We start from the raw sequence: 17,380 nt of genomic DNA, 5'->3' as shown, positions 1-17,380 counted from the left end.
ATGGCGGTGAAACAGCGTCTGCCCGGCTATTGCACGCTTTGCCGCTCGCGCTGCGGTGCCGTCACCGTGGTCGAGGACGGGCGTCTTGTCGGCGTAGAGGTATTAAATAACCACCCGACCGGCGGCGCGCTTTGCGCCAAGGGCCGGGCCGCCCCCGAAATCGTCGCCAGCCCGCGCCGCCTGACCGTGCCGCTGAAGCGGACCCGTCCGCGCGGTGCCGCCGATCCGGGCTGGGTCGAGGTGTCCTGGGACGAGGCGTTGACCGAGATCGCCGACCGGCTCGGCACGATCCGCGCCGAGAGCGGTGCCGAAGCCGTCGCATTCGGCGTCACCACGCCGAGCGGCACGCCGATGGTCGATAGCTTCGAGTGGGTCGAGCGCTTCATCCGCGGCTTCGGCAGCCCCAATTTGATCTATGCGGTCGAGATCTGCGGCTGGCACAAGGACTACGCGCATGCGTTGACCTTCGGCCGCGGCATCGGCTTTCCCGATTACGACAACGCCGATGCCATCATCTTGTGGGGCCACAATCCGGCCCGCACCTGGCTCGCCCAGGCGACGCGGATTGCGGACGCGCGGCGGCGCGGCGCCAAGGTCGTGGTGGTCGATCCGAAGCCGAACGGCTCGGGTCAGCAGGCCGATCTCTGGCTGCGCATCCGCCCGGGCGCCGACGGCGCGCTCGCGATGGGCGCGATCCGTCATCTCATCGCGAGCGGCAGCTTCGATGCTGAATTCGTCAACGCATGGACCAATGGATCGCTGCTGGTCGATCGCGCGACCGGCCGTTTCCTGCGCGCCGACGCGCTGTGGCCGGATGGCGCGGCGGACGCCTTCGTTCGTCTCGATGCGTCGGGCGCGCCGGTGCCCTGCGACACAAGCCACGCGCCGGAGAGCGGCGGCCGGCTGCGTGGCGCGCTATCGATCCGTGCGCGCGACGGCCGGATGATATCGGCGGCAACCGCGTTCGAATTGCTGGCCGAGCGCGTTGCGCCTTACACGCCGGCGCACGTGGCGGAATTGACCTGGCTACGTACCGAAGATGTCGACGCGTTCAACGCGTTGCTCGAGGGCCGGCCGCGGCTCGCCTATCACTCCTGGACCGGTGTCGGCCAGCACACCAACGCCACCGCGATCGAGCGCGCGATCGCAACGCTGTACGCGCTGACCGGCGCCTGCGATCGGCCCGGCGGCAATCGCTGGCCGGTACCGCCGCCGACCCGCGCCCTCAACGACTACAACATCCTGCCGCCGGAGCAGCAGGCCAAAGCGCTCGGCATTGGCGAACTGCCGCTCGGCCCGCCGGCGAAGGGCTGGATCACGGCGCGCGACTTCAGCCGGGCTGTGCTCGACGGCGAGCCTTACCGGGTGCGCGCGCTGGTCGCGTTCGGCACCAACTTCGTGGTCTCGCAGGGCCATTCCGAGCGCAACCGTGCGGCGCTGAATGCGCTGGAATTCCAGGTTCATATCGACATGTTCATGAACCCGACCGCGGAGAGCGCCGATTTCGTGCTGCCGGCTAGCACGCCGTGGGAACGCGACGCGCTCAAGATCGGGTTCGAGATCACGCAGGAAGCTGTCGAGACCGTGCAGTTTCGCCCGCGCATGGTCGAACCGGTGGGCGCGGTGAAGGCCGATTACGAGATCGCCGCGGCGCTCGCGCTGAAGCTCGGCATGGGCGAACTGTTCTTCGGTGGCGACATCAAGGCCGGCTGGAATTATCAGCTGGCGCCGCTCGGCGTCGGCGTCGATGAGCTGCGCGCGCATCCTGAGGGACGCCGCTTCCCGCAAACCTTCCGCAATGAAAAATACGCCGTCGCGCGCGACGACGGAACGGTGGCGGGATTTGCGACGCCGACGCGACGCGTCGAGATCTATTCGGAGCTGATGCTGGGGCACGGGTACGATCCCTTGCCCGATCATGTCGAGCCGGTCGGCAGCCCGCTCACCAGTGCCGCGGATGAGCGCTTTCCGCTGGTGCTCTCTACCGCCAAGAGCGGCTGGTTCGTCCACTCCTCCTATCGGCATGTGGCCTCGCTGCGGCGAAAGTCACCGGATCCGGCCGTCGAGATCAGCCCGCAACTCGCCGAGCGGCGCGGGCTGCTGGAAGGCGACTGGGCCGTGGTGGAGACCCAGGGCGGTGCCGTACGCCTGAAGGTGCGTCTCAATGCGGCGCTCGACGATCGCGTCGTCGTCGCCGAATTCGGCTGGTGGGAGGATTGTCCGCCGCTCGGCCGCGATCGCTCCACGACGGCAGGTATCCGCACGCGCAATATCAACGCAGTGCTGCACGACGATGCGCGCGATCCCGTCAGCGGTTCCGTGCCGCTGCGCGCGATCGTCTGCGACATCAGGCGCGACGCCGATGCAAGCCGTGGCGTCTGGAGCGGCCGGCGGCGCTTCGTGGTTGGCGAGCGCCGGGCCGAGGCCGACAACGTGGTCGCGCTCAGCCTGCGGCCGCTTGACGGTGGTCCGCTGCCCGACTTCCTGCCGGGCCAGCACGTGATGATTTCGCTGCCTGGCGCAGCGGAGGCGCGGGCCTATTCGCTGACCGGATCGCGCGAACTGTCGCAAGCGTTGTCAATTGCGGTGAAGGGGCGCTTCTTCGACGAAGCACGGCGCGGCGATGCGCCGTTCTTCATGCCGGATCGTCTGCACAGTCTCGCGGTCGGAGATGAGGTTCTGCTGGAGCCGCCGGGCGGCATCTTCACGCCGCCATTGAAGGGGCCGCGGCCGCTGATCTTCCTCGCCGCCGGCATCGGCATCACGCCATTCGTCAGCCATCTCGAGACGCTGCAACACATTGCGCCGGATGATCGTGTCGGCGAGATCCTGCTGCTGCACGGCTGCCGCAGCAGCCGTGAGCATCCGTTCGCGCAGCGGCTCACGGAGCTGGAAGCCTGTACACCAGGGCTGAAGCGCCGGACGTTCTATTCGGCACCGCTCGCGCAGGACCCGGTCGGTTCGCATTCGCAGCGCAAGGGACGGCTTGATCTCGAACAGGTCAAGCGGCTGTCGACGCGTCGGCCGCTGGTCTACATCTGCGGCTCGCCGGATTTCGTCGCGGCGCAGATCGCGGCTGTGACGGCGTTCGGTATCCCGCGCTTCGACATCTTCGCCGAAAGCTTCGTGTCGCCGCCCGCGGTGCCAGGCAATCTTGCGCCGCGCACCGTCCGGCTGGCCAGCAGCAAGCAGAGCTTTTCCTGGGCACCGGAGCAAGGGACGCTGCTCGACGCTGCCAGTGCGGCGGGCGTCGCGTTGCCGAGTGGCTGTCGCGTCGGGCAATGCGAAAGCTGTGCGGTCGAGGTCGTCGATGGCGAGTTCACCCATCTCGGGCCTGTCGATGCAAGCGAGGGACAATGCCTTGCCTGCCAGGCGGTCCCTCTGACCGACCTCACGCTCGCGGTTTGATGATCAAATCACACTGAAGGCTGTCACCGCATCACCGGTAGGGGGACGAGATTAATGACCAATGCAACGCATGACCAAACCGTGAGCCTGCGAAAACCTGTCGCTGATAACATCATCGCGCGATTTTCGCAGGCCCTGGTGGCGTTCGCGGAGCGCTGGTTTCCGGATGCCTATGTCTTCGTCCTGATCGCGGTGATTGCGGTTGCCGTCGGTGCGATCCTGCATGGCGGCTCGCCGCTAGCGGTCAGTCGCGCGTTCGGCGACGGGTTCTGGAATTTGATTCCCTTCACGATGCAGATGGCGCTGGTCGCGATCGGCGGCTATGTCGTGGCGATGTCGCCGCCGGTGGCGGCCGTGCTTGCGCGGCTGGCGAGCGTGCCGAAGACCGGGCGCGGCGCGGTGGTCTTTGTCGGCGTGCTCAGCATCTTTCTCTCGCTGCTGAACTGGGGTCTCAGCCTGATCTTTTCCGGCTTGCTGGTGCGGGAGATCGCTCGGCGCACCGACATCCGGCTCGACTATCGGGCGGCCGGCGCGGCCGGCTATCTCGGGCTCGGCTGTGGCTTCACCCTCGGCATCACCTCGTCGGCTGCGCAGCTCCAGGCCAATGCCGGCAGCATTCCGGCGTCGCTTCTGCCGATCACCGGGGTGATCGGTTTCTCGGAAACCATTTTGACCTGGCAGAACATGGTCACCGTCGTGATGGTGACCGTCGTCTCGGCCACGATCTGCTATTTCACGACGCCGGCGCCCGAGCAGGCGAAGACGGCGGAAGACCTCGGCGTTGCGCTCGGCGATGACCGGATCGAGGCCAGGAAGCCGGCCCGTCCGGGCGACTGGCTCGAGTTCAGTCCGCTGCTAACAATCCTGATCGCGCTGCTTGCCGCCGGCTGGCTATGGCAGACGTTTCAGTCCGGCAATCCGCTGATCACGCTGTCGGGGCTCAACACCTACAATTTCGTTTTCCTCATTCTCGGCATCGTGCTGCACTGGCGCCCGCGCAGCCTGATCGAATCCTTCTCCAAGGCAATGCCGAGCGTCTCCGGCGTGCTGCTGCAGTTTCCGTTCTATGCCGGAATCGCGCAGATCCTGACCAAGGTGCCGAACAGCAGCGGCACCACGCTGTCGGACACGATCGCGCACTGGTTCGTCGGCGCCTCCAGCAATTCCACCGTGTTCTCGTTCCTGGTCGGAATCTATTCGGCGCTGCTCGGCTTCTTCGTGCCGTCGGCGGGCGGAAAGTGGATCATCGAGGCGCCCTATATCATGAAGGCGGCCAACGATATCGGCGCGCATCTCGGCTGGACGGTGATGGTCTACAACATCGCCGAGACCCTGCCGAACTTCATCAATCCGTTCTGGATGCTGCCGCTGCTCGGCATTCTCGGCCTGAAGTCGAAGGATCTGATCGGCTACACCTCGGTGCAGTTCTTCATCCATTTCCCGATCGTGATGCTGCTGGCGGCAATCCTGATGGCGACCTTCAGCTATCACCCGCCGATCCTGCCTTGAGGAATCACGGCCGGGCACCATAGCGCTCGGCGCCCGGCCGTCGCTCCGCCACTTCGGCGGTCCGCAACCGTCATCACCAAATCTGTGCTGTTTTTCTGCCCGTCGCGAATGGATGCATCGCGCCGGGCGGTCAACTTTGGACAGCCATTTCATTGACCGCCGCGCGCTTCGGCTGGATATTGATGCGCGCTATCCCGCGTTGTTCAAGGCCACCGCAATGAGACATGATGACCGCAGCCTGATGTGCGACATGCGAAGCCGCATGCAGCATCGCTGCGTCTCGGCGGCGACCGGCGTCTGTTGTTGATCGCTTCGACAAACCCAAAGCCAGCGACAATCAGACAGGAGCGCCGCCATTCGGCGATCGAGCACGCATGTCCCAAACCCAAAAATCCCAGGCCCAAAAGTCCCAGGCCTATGTCATCGAAGTATCGGATCGCACCGCGGGTATCGTTGTCGGCGACAAAAGCGGTTTCTGCTTCTTCTCCTCGGATCGCGCCTTTGACGGCCTCGATGGCGGCTATTTCGGCTCCGCGCGGGCCGCGGAGCGCGCGGTGAGGGCGCCGTTGCAGCAGCGACGTCAGGCCCGCAGCCGGCCGTCATCGAGCTCAGGCAATATCTGAAAGGCAACCTTTGAAAGGACGGTCATGAAGACCAGACGTAGCATCCTTGCAGTCGCGTTGGTGTTGTCAGCATTTGCGGCCGTGCCGGCGCGGGCCGACGACAAGCCGGCGGAGATACGCATCGGCACGCAGAAGGGCGGCTTGTTTCCCGCCGTCCGCCAGCGGCATACGGTCGAGGACGCGTTCAAGCCGCTCGGCATTGAGGTCAAGTGGATCGACTTCCAGTTCGGGCCGCCGCTGCTCGAGGCGATCAATGTCGGCAGTGTCGATTTCGGCTTTGTCGGCGATACGCCGCCGATCTTCGCGCAGGCTGGCGCAGCCAACATCCGATACGTCGCGGCGGTGACCTCGGACGGCAACAATCAGGCGATCATTGTGCCGGCGGGCTCTCCCGTCAAAACGCTGGCCGACCTCAAGGGCAAGCGCGTTGCGTTCGGCAAGGGGTCGAGCGCGCATAACCTGCTGGTCGCGGCGCTCGAGAAAGCGGGCCTCAGCTGGAACGAGATCACGCCGACGCCGCTTGCGCCCGCGGACGCGACCGTCGCCTTCTCCAGAGGCATCGTCGACGCGTGGTCGATCTGGGATCCGTATCTGGCATTGGCGGAGATCAAGGACAAGGTGCGCGTCATCGCCTTCGATAAGGACGTGCACAAGCCGAACGCATTCTACATCGCGGGATCGGACTTTGTTGCGAAATATCCGTCCGTCGTTGCGAAGCTCAACTCGCTCTTCGCGGCCGAAGGAAAATGGGCGACTGACCACCGCGAGGAGGTGGCCCGCGCGCAAGCCGAGGCGACCGGCGTCGACATCGAGGCTATCAGGCGCTTCGTTGCGCGCTCGAACTACCAGGTGGTGCCGGTCGATGCCGAGATCGTCCGGAGCCAGCAGGCGATTGCCGATCGGTTCAAAGGGATCGGGCTCATTCCAAAATCGATCAACGTATCGGATATCGTCTGGAAGTGGATACCCGGCTCGTGAACGAGTGCGCTCGGAGATCACGCTCATATATCGAGCCAAAGCGCGATGACGATTCAACCTCATGTCAGCGCGCGTTGGCCAGATGCGTGTCGTCGAACATCAGTGACATCTGACACACATCGTCTCGTGACCTGTCTCACACTTCGCTAGACGTCGGAGGCGGCGTGAGCAGGAGACTTCGTTCATCGTCAAACTTCACCAGCATTTGATGGCGAAGCGATCAGCCACGAACGGTCGTGCGCGTCGCCGGAACTGAGCGACTGGTCGCGATCGCGTTGCCAGCAAGCGCATGCGATCGTTCGGCTATCGATCCATTCTGAAATTCAAACCGTCGAACAATCGGACTCGAACGATCGATCTGCGGTCGCGCGGGGCCGTAAGGTCAGCGTCAGCTTCGACAACTAGCCTTCTGCGCGGCGCGCGTAATTTCATGCGGCACGCGTTGCCATTCTCGCCCACGCATTTTTCCGTGGTGAAAAAGTATCACATCCAGAAATACGAGCCTGTCCGTCCGCGCGTAAATGAAAGGACGAAGAGATGCCAGTTTTTTATGGCGATAGCACCAATCAAGATATTGAACCTGCCTCGGGCTACGACACATTGTTCGGCGGTCAGGGTAACGACGAGCTTTCGTCGAGCGTTGTGGGCTTCGACGTCATCTATGGCGGCCAGGGCAGCGACTATCTCTGGTATGAATGGAGCAGCACTGCCTGGGGCGACATCTACGGCGGAACCGGCAACGACTGGATCCAGGGCGGAAACTCCACGACCAACATTCAGCACGAGTTTGGCGGCACCGGAAATGCCATCATCGAAGATGACGGCACCAGTACAACCCAAAGGCACATGTTGTTCGGCGGCTCCGGGACGGACGGTCTCTACGGCGCGTTCGGCAACGACACGTTCTTCGGCGGTTCCGGCAATGACAACGGAGCCAGCATTACGGTTGCGGTAGCTTCCGGTTTCTCTCACACCGCCAATTCAGGCCTGTATGGCGGCGACGGCAACGACGTGTTCTACGCCAGTACGGGCAACGATCTGATCGAAGCCGGCAACGGGACCGACCTGTTCTATGGCGACTCCACGATGTATGGCGGCAATGGCAACGATATCTATGTCGGCGGCGAGGGAGAGAGCCTTGAGATTGGCCATGGCACCGCGACGTCGCTGGACTACTTCTACCTTTCCAGCGGCGAGGGCTCGGAAGCGTTCGGCGGCACCGCGGGCGAAGACGTCTTCATCGCCGGTCCGAACGGATCGGTCATGATCGGCGAGGGCGCCAACGACGTCATGTACGGTGCTGCCGGCGGCAACAACTACTTCTATGGCGGCACCGGCAACGGCGAGTTCTTCGGTGGCAGCGGAGTCGACGACATGATCGGCGGCTCCGGCAACGACTATTTCGATGGCGGCACCGGCGTGAACTATTACTTCGGAGGCGATGGCGGCGCACCGGGTAGCGGCATCGGCACTGATACCTTCAACGTCAGCCTTGGCGGCATCGACGTCGTGCAGGACTGGACGGAAGGCAAGGACACCGTACAACTCAACGGCTCCGGGTTCCAATCCTTCTCCGATGTCCTGTCGCACTCCTACCAGAACGGCGCATACTTTGTGGTTCAGGTCGATCCTGACACTGCAGTGTGGCTGAACGGTGCGACGGCTGCTTCCGTCAGCGCAAGTGACTTCAAGATCGTGAGCTGAAGTCTCCCGGCAGAGGGCGGCTGCGTTGCCACCCTCTGCCGTTGTTTGGCGGCAGAGCGAGGTTACTGCAACGAGAGCAAGGCCCGGTTGGGCTCGGTGTTCAGGAGGCGGCGGCGAGCGGTGGCGAGACCACCTGCGGCGCCTCGGACGTCTGCGTGGCCGTCGTCGCCAGCTGGAAGCGGATGCCGTGCAGGGAAACGGCCAGCGGGATGCCGCGAAAATCGTCGTGGAAGGCGCGGATCCGACGCGCCAGCTCGCCGGCGCTGATGCCGGCGGGGAGTTCGCACATCTCCCGGTACATCCGCCGGGTGCTCTTGATGCCGCACCAGGCGATGTCCAATTCCTTCAGCGGCGAGGGATCGCAGGCGAGGTCGCGCGACATCCGCCAGAACAGATGGGCAAGCCGCACATAGGCAATCTGCTCGAGCCCGCGCACGCTGATCTTGTCGGGAATGATGAAGGACTCGACGCCGACGATCGGCCCGGCATCGACGCGCGCAGCCATCACATGGGCCGTCGCGCCGAAGGTGCGGGCTCCGTCATAGAGCGCGAAATGCGCCGGCGCCCAGCCCGGATATTGCGGCGGGCCGGGGTGGAAATTGTAGGCGCCATGACCGAGCGCGGCCAATGTGCTTTCAGGCACGATGACGCTGGTGGTGAACGCTAATAGCCGGGCTTCGCGCAGGACCTCCGGCTCGATCGCCGCGAGGTCGTCGGCCGCCACCACGCAGCGGAACGACAGCGCGGGATTGTGCGCCTTCAACAGTTCGGTGAGCGCGAATTGCTGGCTGGCGACGCCGGTGAGAAGGATGATGGTCTTCATGGTGCGGGTGTCCTTCCCCTGTTCAGCCCTTCAGCCGATATCAGCCGCGTTGACCGGCCATGACGACGACACTGCCGGCATCGCGGGATTGACCCACGGTGCGGAACAGATCGGCGGGCAGCGTCTGCCACGGCGCAATCTCGATGATCCGGTTGTTCGCGCTTTTCGCGGCCGACTTCGCCGCGCGGATATCGTCCTGCCAGGGACAGAGCGCGAGCTCGAGCCGGCCGAACCCGCCACAGTCGGCGACGAACGCGCCGGTCACCGCCTCGATGCTGGCGGCCATCTCGCGCGCGTCGCTGGTCGCGATATCGCGCATGATCACGGTGATCGCGGCATTCGAAACTGCCTGCGAGTTGATTACGATCATCGCGTCGCGGCCGCCGCTGCGGCAGGCGCGCCGCGCGGGGCGCATTGCGACGCCGAATTCGACGTCGGGTCCAAGATCGCTGTTATCGGTCGGCAGATTGTGAACGACGGTGGTGTGGCGGGGCGTGCCGACGTCCTCAGCGGGCGCATGGTACGAGCGCGGCAGCCAGGCGGTGTCGAGCGCCATCTGCGACGACGTCAGGCTCCAGGCCTGATCGAGCAGATAGCCCTCCCAGACCGCGGGATAGGCGGTCGCGATGTGATGCCAGTTGCGCAGCAGCGCTTCGGCGGCAGGCGACCGGCCAAGATAGAGGGTGCGCGCCGACATCTCCCACCGGTTCCACTTGTGGAGGGCGACGTCGCAATCGAGATATGACGGCAGCAGCGGCGGCTCGCTGAGCGTTGCATCGGCTTCGACGAAGAGCAGCGGCTCGCGATGCTCCTCCCACATCCGCAGCATGAAGGCTGATTTCTCAGATGCGAGCATCTGCTCGCCGTCCGCGGTGTCGATCGGTACGATGTCGCAGGCGATCTGAAATTCGGCGAGCTTCTGCCGGAGCGTGCCGGCATGATCGTCCCCGAGGGCGCGAGGATAGCAGGAGACCACGCGCAGCGATGCGTCGGATCGGGAGCCCTCCTCGGGCGCGATCGGGCGCCAATTGAGGCCGCCCCACCACATCTCGTGCGGACGGTCGGAGCTCGGCCCGATCGTACCGAAGTCGGTGAGCTTGGATTTGAGGAAGTCGAATGCCGGATTCTCGCCGAAGGGGATAACGACCGCACAGTCGGCGCGAAGCGACCGGTAAAGCATCTCGGCGGCCGGGCCGCTCGGCGGCTCAACGAGGATGACGACGCCGTGATCCCGCGCCGGAACTGAACCGGGCTGATGGACGGCTGCGCGTCCGAGCCGCGCGGACAGCCATGAGACCGCCGGCGCTGCGCCGCGTTGATCCGGATGCCGTTTGCCGACAGCAATTGGTCGAAATTCGTGTGCAAGCCGTCCGCTTGCGCCGTGTCAGCCGATGTCATGCCCGCGCTACCCCTCGTTAACCTTCTACGAGCGGGGCGGTCAGATCAGGCGGACAAATCACTTGCCGTTGGTTGCCGGCGTGCGATTGGCGCTGCGCCAGGTCAGCGTGGCCGAGGGGGCCTCGTTGCCGTCGCGGTCCCCGAGCGCAAGGATGCGGTCATGGTCGAGTGCGGTCAGCGCGACCGTGTAGATCGCAACATCGTCTTCGAAGCCGTCGACCGGGATCAGCAGCATGCCGTCGTCACCGGCGGCACGGAAGTGACGGCCGCTCCTCTCGATGCCGGCATCGGTGAGCCGTCCCTCGGCGATCGTCTTCATTTTCGAATTGTCCGCGGCCTTTGCGGCGCTCTCGCCGTACTGCACCGTGATGCCGTGGAGCATCCCGTTGCTGGTGAGCTTTGCCAGCGGCAGCGCGATGGTCGCGACCGCCATGCGGCGCGACAGCGGAATCCGCAGGCGAAGGTCGCCGAGCCCGGTGTGATAGACGTTGATGGCCTCAAGCGACGCCTGGCCGTCGTGGCGGAACAGGCCGACCTGCAGCGTCCCGCATTGAGCTTCGCCGAACACGTTCGCGGACAGGCGGTTGGCGCCGAACAGCGTGTAGAGATAGGCATGCGCCGGTGACAGGGCGGCAAAACTGCCGGCCAGCCACATCGGAGGTGCCGGGGCGGTGCAGGCGGACACGAGCCCGCGGGCGACGATGCAGTCGTTGACGAAGCTGGCGTCGAGCAGGGGCGCCAGCGCCTGGGTGCCGAGATTGACGTCATGTTTGATGCCGCCGAGCAGCACGAGCTCGTCGTCGTCTGGCAGCAGCAGCAGGCGTCCAAGCACAGCGGCGGCCCAGCGTGCCGCAACAGTGGGGTCCGCGTAAGGCTGCAGCGCGTAGCGCGGTGCCAGCTCGTGGGCGCGCGCGGCATAGGCCAGCACCCCCGACTGCACTTCGGTTGCGAGCGCCAGCTGCGCGGCTGGGCGCTGATCATCCTCGCGCAACACCTCGCCGCCACGATAGTCGCGCGCCGATCCTTCCGCAGAACAGCATAGCTGCTCCAACAGCGCGACGTTGCGGATCAGCATGCGTTTTACGTGCGGCGTGACGACCCGATCGGAAATCAGCCCCTCTGCGGTGTCGTCATCGGCGATGTCGTCGAAGGCATCGTCAAGCGTCAGCAGATAGGCGCCGTGCAGGCGGGTGCGAATGCCCTCGCGATCGAAGATCCGGCGCAGCGACTTCTGCACGCTAGCGGAATAGCCGAGATCGACGAGGATCAGGTCGGTGCAGTCGTCAAAATCCCGGATATGCGCGCGCAGATAGGCGAGCAGCCGTGCGCGGACCCCGGCAGCGATGTCGGTGATCTCGCGCGGATCCATCAGATCGGGCAGGGCGTCGGCGAGTTCGCGGCCGCTCGCGATGCCGTCAGGATATTGCGCGAAGAAACTCATCACCGCGGGCGGCTGCACCTTGACGATATCGACGAAGGTCGCCGCATCGATCTTGACGACCCGGCTCAAGAGTTCACAGAGCGGTTCGAGTGTATCGGCGGATCCGACCAGACTGACGCGGCGATTGATCTCGACATAGGCGCCGCTCTCGCCATGGTCTGCTTGCCAGACACGATGCGGCAGCAGGCCGTCGCGGCCGAGAAATCCGATCGCAACCCGCGCGCCCTCGCGGGCGAGCGCGGAGCGTCGCGCTTCGATGAAAGCGTCGAACGCCGCCATCACCGGGCCGAGCACGGTGACGCCGAGATGGAAGGCGGGAGAATGCTCCGCGCTCTGTGCCGTCACCGCGCGCCGCAGCGTGCGGGAGCCGCAATCGAGCCGCGACGGCTGATCGGGACACAGCAATTCGTAGATCGACGTCTCGCGCTGAAACTTGGAGGACAATGCCGCGCTGGCCTGCGGATAGTAGCGCGGGCGGATGCCATGACGGCGGGCGCCCTTGATATCGGCGATGTGGTTGTCGCCGATATGGAACGAGCTTGCCGCATCGATGCCTTGCTCGGCGAGATAGGCCTCGAACAGCGCCTCGCTCTTGCCAGAGCCGTGATCGCAGGATGCGTAGAGGAATCCCAGGTCAGGCCGGGGCTGCAGCTGCGCAACAGCCGCGCGAGCTGGTCGGTGCTCCAGTAGGTGTCGGAAATGAAGCCAGTGCGAAAACCGCCGCGCTTCATGTCCAGATATTTCTCGAGCATTTCTGGATTGGCGCGACACAGCTCGAGCTCGACCTCGAACTCGATTCGCGCGAGATCGCGCAACGCATCGCGGCTCAAGCCGAACAGCCTGAACGGAAAGTACTTATAGATGTCGGCGATGTGCACTTCAGTAGCCGCTGCGCTCCAGCGCAACCTTGCGCGCGCGCGCTTCGGCCTGGATTCGATGCTGAACGAAACTGACGGACATATTTGGAAATTTTTCAGCAATGCGCGAAAGCTGAAAAACCCTTTCAAATACGCCATCTGGCGTCGTGCACGCACGCAACAGAAATGTATCGAAAACATCGAATGAACATGCAGAAACATTCTGCGCTCGACGCGTCGCGTCGACCGTCATGATCGTCATGCGCAATATTCCCACCAGTCCTCATGCGTTGAACGCGTGCGTGAGACAAATCAGGCGCGCTGATCCAAAAAAGTTGATGTGCGATTCAAAAACGCGCGCTTCGCGACTGACAGATTCAAAAAATCCGATAACGTCGAAAAGGTGATTCGGAAAAAATTGCCTAGTCGCAATCGTCGAATGCAAGATGGCGACCAACGGCGATGGATCACTCGCATGCTCCGCGCATGCATGTGTTCGCGTGGCGTTAGTTGGTGTGACAACAGCGTTTTCCGGCGCGACGATCTCTTCCCGCGGGCATGCAAGGCGATGCTGAACGACTGCTCCAGATCCCGTCGAACTTTTCCTTGCGCGCTGACGCAGCGGCAGCTTTTGCCGGGCAGTCGGCAAAAACATCCAGCTAAGCATTTGAAAAATAACAAAAAATCTTCGCCTGGTTTGCCCAGCCCCTCCGTTCAACGCTCAGAAGCCGCATGGGATGTGTGCCAGCGGCGCTGGTTGGAGAGCGGGGCATGAGTTACGCGCTTGATATGACGGCAGCGGCCGAGATCGAGGCTACAACAGCCGCGGTCGCGCCAGTCGAGACGGCTGCGCCCTGGAGCGACGTTCCCACGGTCGCCGATGCAGGCCCGCTCGACACCGTCGAGATCCAGGACGAGGACAAGGAGCTGCTCGACCGCCTCGCCGCCGGCGACGAGGCGGCGTTTCGTGCTCTGGTCGAACGCCATGTCGATCGTGCCTACGCGATCGCGCTGCGCATCGTCGGCAACGCCGCCGACGCCGAAGACGTGGTGCAGGACACGATGCTGAAAGTGTGGACGCATCGCGGCCGCTGGCAGCACGGCCGCGCCAAGTTCTCGACCTGGCTGTATCGCGTCGTCAGCAACCGCTGCATCGATCTGCGCCGCAAGCCGCGCACCGAGAATGTCGACGTCGTGCCCGAAGTCGCCGATACCCAGCTCGATGCCTCGACCGTCATCGAGCGCAACGAAATCGGCAATCTTCTGGAGGTGGCGATGCAGCGGCTGCCCGAGCAGCAGCGCGTTGCGGTGATCCTCTCCTATCATGAGAGCATGAGTAACGGCGAGATCGCCGAGGTCATGGATACGACCGTGGCCGCGGTGGAGTCGCTGTTGAAGCGCGGGCGGCAACAGCTGCGCGAAATGCTGAAGCGGCACGAACGTGACCTGCGCGGCGCGTTTACCGACTGCTAACCATAAATTCCGGCTTCTGAAGTTTTTGCGCCTGACCACCGGCGGCCGACCCGTTTGATCGGGCGGACGGGGGCTGGATCCGCGTCACCTCTCTTTTTCACGATGCGGCATGCCATGCCCCATCAGCACAGGAGCTACTCATGCCGGCAATTTCCACCAACACCGCCGCCAACTCCGCGGTCCGCTACCTCAACATCAACTCGCAGCAGGAAACCAGCGCGCTGTCGAAGCTGTCGAGCGGCTCGCGTATCACCTCGGCCTCCGACGACGCGGCCGGTCTCGCGATCTCGACCCGCATCTCCTCCGACATCACGACGCTGCAGCAGGCCGCCACCAACGCGGCGCAGGCGACCTCGATCCTGCAGACCGCCGACGGCGGCGCCTCCAACATTTCGGACATCCTGGCCCGCATGAAGTCGCTGGCCTCCGAGTCCGCCTCCGGCACCGTGGCCGACTCCAGCCGCGCCTACATCAACTCGGAATTCACGCAGCTCAAGGGCGAAATCGACTCCATCGCCTCCGGCACCCGCTACAGCAGCCAGAGCTTGCTCGATGGTTCGAGCGTGTTCTCCTCGGGCGTCTCGGTGCTGGTCGGTTCGACCTCGGCCGACACCATCACGATCACGCTGACCAGCCTGACGGCGTCCTCGCTCGGCGTCACCTCGCTCGACGTCTCCAGCCTGTCGAGCGCGACCAGCGCGATGTCGGCCCTCGACAGCGCGATCGACACCGTGTCGTCCGCCCGCGCCGAGATCGGTGCCCAGGAGTCGCGCTTCAACTTCAGCGCCGACTCGATCTCGACCCAGACCCAGAACCTGCAGTCCGCCAATTCGGCGATCAAGGACGTCGATATCGCCTCCGAGCAGGCGACGCTGTCCTCGGCCGAAGTGAAGACCCAGGCCGCGGTTTCGGCGGAAACGGCGGCGAACCAGATGCCGCAGTACCTGCTCAAGCTGCTTGGCTAATTCGAAGGACAGATCGGGCCGGCATGATGCCGGCCCGATTTCCATTGCGGCGGAAGTGTCGACATGACGGTTAGCAGCGCCACCTCGAGTACATCAGGCACGACGTCGTCGAGTTCTGCCAGCTCTGCCAGCACGGTGACCACGACCGGCACGACCAATTCGACCAGCATCGACTGGGACGCCCTGATCGAAGCCGAGGTCGACGCCAAGCTCGCGGCGGCAACCTCGATCACCACGACGATCACCGCGAACCAGGCCAAGGTCACGGCCTACCAGTCGCTGCAGACCGAGCTGTCGACTTTGGCAACCGGGTTGTCGTCGCTCAGCTCGTCGATCATCAATTCGATCGCCACCAACGCTTTTGCCACGCGCTCGGCGACGATTTCGTCCACCGGCGACGTCAGTGCCTCCTCGGCGCTCAACATGAGCGTGAACAGCGGCTCGGCGACCGGCGATCACACGCTCCAGATCACCCAGCTCGCGACCGCACAGAAGGTGATCGGCTCCTCGCAGTCGAGCTCGTCGACGGCGCTGGGCCTCGCCGGCACGTTTTCGCTGGGGCTCGCGGGCGGCAGCGGCACCGCGATCTCGATCACGAGCGGCATGACGATGCAGGATGTCGTCGACACCATCAACGCCCAGACCTCGAGCACCAATGTCCAGGCCTCCATCGTCCAGGTGTCGAGCGGGTCCTATGAGATGGTGCTGACCGGGACCGAGGACGCCGCCGACATCACCTATTCCTCGACCTCCGGCGACGACATCCTGAACAAGCTCGGCGTCACCGACACGTCGGGTGCCTTCACCGACGTGCTGCAGAAGTCGCAGTCCGCGGAATTCACCCTCGACGGCATCGCGCTCACCCGCAACACCAACGACATTTCCGACGTTCTCTCGGGCGTCACCTTCGATCTGCTGCAGCCGACGCCGAGCGGCACCAGCCTGAACATCAGCATCCAGACCGACACCAGCCAGATCACCTCCGCGCTGCAGACTTTCGTCACCAACTACAACGCATTCCGCGACCAGGTGATCGCGCAGTCCGCGCAGAATTCCGACGGTACGGCCTCATCGAGCGCCGTGCTGTTCGGCGATAGCACGATGCGCGATATCATGACCGAGCTGCAGCAGGTGCTCAGTGGCTCCGTGGGCGGCATGACGATGGCCGACCTCGGCCTGTCCTTCAACGAGAACAACGAGCTGCAGCTCGATACCGGTACGCTGTCGACCGTGCTGACGCAAAATCTCGCCGGCGTCACCCAACTGCTGTCGGCGCAGACGACCACCTCGTCCAGCCAGCTCAACGTCGTCAACACCGGCACATCGCCGCAATCGTTCACGCTCGACGTGACGGTGGATTCGACCGGCACGCTGAGCGGCGCTTCGGTCGGCGGCGACAGTTCCGGCTTTTCGGTGGTCGGCAACACCCTCATCGGCAATTCGGGCACGATCTACGCCGGCATGGCATTCACCTACACCGGATCGACCTCGCAATCGATCACCGTGACGTCGACGTCCGGCCTTGCATCGCAGCTCTATCAGCTCGCGCATACCAGCTCCGGGACCAGCGGTCAGTTGCAGACCATGATCACCAATTTGCAGTCGCGCGATACCGATCTGCAGTCCCAGGTCAGCGACATCCAGAGCAATGCCGCGACGTTCAAGGCGCAGCTGCAGGTCCAATACGCCAATTATCAGGCTGCCATCGAAAGCGCGAACAACACGCTGGGCTACCTTAAAGCACTCCTGGATTCAGCATCGAGTAACTGATGACACAGAACGCTACCGCCTACCTTGCCAACAATGCCTACCGATCCGCCGCAGTGGCGGTGCCGCCGCTGAAGGCGGTGGTGATGCTGTGCGACGGCGCGATCACGCTGTTGCAGAAGGCGCTGGACGCGCACGAGGCGAAGCGCTTCGAGGAAGGCCACACCTATCTGACGCGGGCGACCGCGATCCTGCGCGGACTGAGCCACAATCTCGACTTCACCCGTGGCGGCGCGATGGCCGATCGGCTCTACCGCACCTACAACGCCCTGATCATGGCGTGCCTGCGTTCCTATGGCCGGCCGCAGGCCAGGGAGAATTTCCGGCGCATCATCGCCAGCCTGACGGAACTCCGCGACGCCTGGAAGTACGTCGAGGCCACCGCCGGCAAGGCCGCCAAGGCCAAAACGCTCGAATCAGCCGCCGGCCGCTAG

Annotated in this window: 14 protein-coding genes; 10 read left to right on the top strand and 4 right to left on the bottom strand. The window is 64.2% G+C overall.

Annotated features, from left to right (window positions below; genetic code table 11):
* Nucleotides 1–6 precede the first annotated feature (6 nt).
* The 6 genes from K359_RS0115025 to K359_RS0115000 all read left to right on the top strand — a co-directional run bounded on the left by K359_RS0115025 (nucleotide 7) and on the right by K359_RS0115000 (nucleotide 8,222).
* Nucleotides 7–3,408, top strand: a complete 3,402-nt coding sequence (locus tag K359_RS0115025; protein WP_029080092.1) for a molybdopterin-dependent oxidoreductase — start codon at nucleotides 7–9, stop codon at nucleotides 3,406–3,408.
* Between the two features lie 54 nt (nucleotides 3,409–3,462).
* A complete protein-coding gene (locus tag K359_RS0115020; RefSeq protein WP_051346136.1) occupies nucleotides 3,463–4,917 on the top strand; it encodes a short-chain fatty acid transporter in 1,455 nt (484 codons plus the stop codon).
* Between the two features lie 136 nt (nucleotides 4,918–5,053).
* Nucleotides 5,054–5,224: a hypothetical protein gene (locus K359_RS61240; RefSeq protein ID WP_156928496.1), complete on the top strand. Its 171-nt coding sequence runs from the start codon at nucleotides 5,054–5,056 to the stop codon at nucleotides 5,222–5,224.
* A gap of 67 nt (nucleotides 5,225–5,291) precedes the next feature.
* Nucleotides 5,292–5,540: a hypothetical protein gene (locus K359_RS0115010; protein WP_029080090.1), complete on the top strand. Its 249-nt coding sequence runs from the start codon at nucleotides 5,292–5,294 to the stop codon at nucleotides 5,538–5,540.
* Nucleotides 5,541–5,564: 24 nt separating this feature from the next.
* Nucleotides 5,565–6,518: an aliphatic sulfonate ABC transporter substrate-binding protein gene (locus K359_RS0115005; protein ID WP_029080089.1), complete on the top strand. Its 954-nt coding sequence runs from the start codon at nucleotides 5,565–5,567 to the stop codon at nucleotides 6,516–6,518.
* Between the two features lie 537 nt (nucleotides 6,519–7,055).
* A complete protein-coding gene (locus K359_RS0115000; RefSeq protein ID WP_035976582.1) occupies nucleotides 7,056–8,222 on the top strand; it encodes a calcium-binding protein in 1,167 nt (388 codons plus the stop codon).
* Nucleotides 8,223–8,322: 100 nt separating this feature from the next.
* Here K359_RS0115000 and K359_RS0114995 read toward each other — a convergent pair whose 3' ends face one another.
* The 4 genes from K359_RS0114995 to K359_RS64375 all read right to left on the bottom strand — a co-directional run bounded on the left by K359_RS0114995 (nucleotide 8,323) and on the right by K359_RS64375 (nucleotide 13,003).
* On the bottom strand, nucleotides 8,323–9,045 hold the full coding sequence (locus K359_RS0114995; protein WP_029080087.1) for a formyltransferase family protein: 723 nt from the start codon (nucleotides 9,043–9,045) through the stop codon (nucleotides 8,323–8,325).
* 40 nt (nucleotides 9,046–9,085) lie between these two features.
* A complete protein-coding gene (locus K359_RS51990) occupies nucleotides 9,086–10,225 on the bottom strand; it encodes a hypothetical protein (protein WP_245284609.1) in 1,140 nt (379 codons plus the stop codon).
* A 276-nt stretch (nucleotides 10,226–10,501) separates the two neighbouring features.
* Nucleotides 10,502–12,655, bottom strand: coding sequence for a hypothetical protein (locus tag K359_RS51985; protein WP_063618929.1), 2,154 nt, complete (start codon nucleotides 12,653–12,655; stop codon nucleotides 10,502–10,504).
* Between the two features lie 108 nt (nucleotides 12,656–12,763).
* Nucleotides 12,764–13,003, bottom strand: coding sequence for a hypothetical protein (locus K359_RS64375; protein WP_245284608.1), 240 nt, complete (start codon nucleotides 13,001–13,003; stop codon nucleotides 12,764–12,766).
* A 509-nt stretch (nucleotides 13,004–13,512) separates the two neighbouring features.
* Between K359_RS64375 and K359_RS0114980 the strand changes: the two genes are divergently transcribed.
* From K359_RS0114980 to fliS, 4 genes are all read left to right on the top strand, one after another.
* The gene (locus K359_RS0114980; RefSeq protein WP_029080086.1) at nucleotides 13,513–14,214 is read left to right on the top strand and encodes an RNA polymerase sigma factor; all 702 of its coding nucleotides are present in this window, start codon (nucleotides 13,513–13,515) and stop codon (nucleotides 14,212–14,214) included.
* A gap of 140 nt (nucleotides 14,215–14,354) precedes the next feature.
* Nucleotides 14,355–15,179 (top strand): flagellin, encoded by an 825-nt coding sequence (locus tag K359_RS0114975; RefSeq protein ID WP_029080085.1) that lies wholly within the window; start codon nucleotides 14,355–14,357, stop codon nucleotides 15,177–15,179.
* A gap of 63 nt (nucleotides 15,180–15,242) precedes the next feature.
* The gene (fliD, locus tag K359_RS0114970) at nucleotides 15,243–16,949 is read left to right on the top strand and encodes a flagellar filament capping protein FliD (RefSeq protein ID WP_029080084.1); all 1,707 of its coding nucleotides are present in this window, start codon (nucleotides 15,243–15,245) and stop codon (nucleotides 16,947–16,949) included.
* Nucleotides 16,949–17,380, top strand: a complete 432-nt coding sequence (gene fliS / locus K359_RS0114965; protein ID WP_029080083.1) for a flagellar export chaperone FliS — start codon at nucleotides 16,949–16,951, stop codon at nucleotides 17,378–17,380. The genes fliD and fliS overlap by 1 nt, the downstream gene beginning before the upstream one ends.

The sequence above is a fragment of the Bradyrhizobium sp. th-b2 genome (genome assembly GCF_000426785.1).
GTDB lineage: Bacteria > Pseudomonadota > Alphaproteobacteria > Rhizobiales > Xanthobacteraceae > Bradyrhizobium > Bradyrhizobium septentrionale.
This window is presented reverse-complemented; position numbering and strand designations above follow the sequence as displayed.

What these genes read in the sequence shown, in the direction of transcription:
- K359_RS0115020 (WP_051346136.1), top strand. Translation starts at nt 3,463, where the DNA reads ATGACCAATGCAACGCATGACCAAACCGTGAGCCTGCGAAAACCTGTC.
- K359_RS0115010 (WP_029080090.1), top strand. Translation starts at nt 5,292, where the DNA reads ATGTCCCAAACCCAAAAATCCCAGGCCCAAAAGTCCCAGGCCTATGTC.
- K359_RS0115005 (WP_029080089.1), top strand. Translation starts at nt 5,565, where the DNA reads ATGAAGACCAGACGTAGCATCCTTGCAGTCGCGTTGGTGTTGTCAGCA.
- K359_RS0115000 (WP_035976582.1), top strand. Translation starts at nt 7,056, where the DNA reads ATGCCAGTTTTTTATGGCGATAGCACCAATCAAGATATTGAACCTGCC.
- K359_RS0114995 (WP_029080087.1), bottom strand. Translation starts at nt 9,045, where the DNA reads ATGAAGACCATCATCCTTCTCACCGGCGTCGCCAGCCAGCAATTCGCG.
- K359_RS51990 (WP_245284609.1), bottom strand. Translation starts at nt 10,225, where the DNA reads ATGCTTTACCGGTCGCTTCGCGCCGACTGTGCGGTCGTTATCCCCTTC.
- K359_RS64375 (WP_245284608.1), bottom strand. Translation starts at nt 13,003, where the DNA reads ATGACGATCATGACGGTCGACGCGACGCGTCGAGCGCAGAATGTTTCT.
- K359_RS0114980 (WP_029080086.1), top strand. Translation starts at nt 13,513, where the DNA reads ATGAGTTACGCGCTTGATATGACGGCAGCGGCCGAGATCGAGGCTACA.
- K359_RS0114975 (WP_029080085.1), top strand. Translation starts at nt 14,355, where the DNA reads ATGCCGGCAATTTCCACCAACACCGCCGCCAACTCCGCGGTCCGCTAC.
- fliD (WP_029080084.1), top strand. Translation starts at nt 15,243, where the DNA reads ATGACGGTTAGCAGCGCCACCTCGAGTACATCAGGCACGACGTCGTCG.
- fliS (WP_029080083.1), top strand. Translation starts at nt 16,949, where the DNA reads ATGACACAGAACGCTACCGCCTACCTTGCCAACAATGCCTACCGATCC.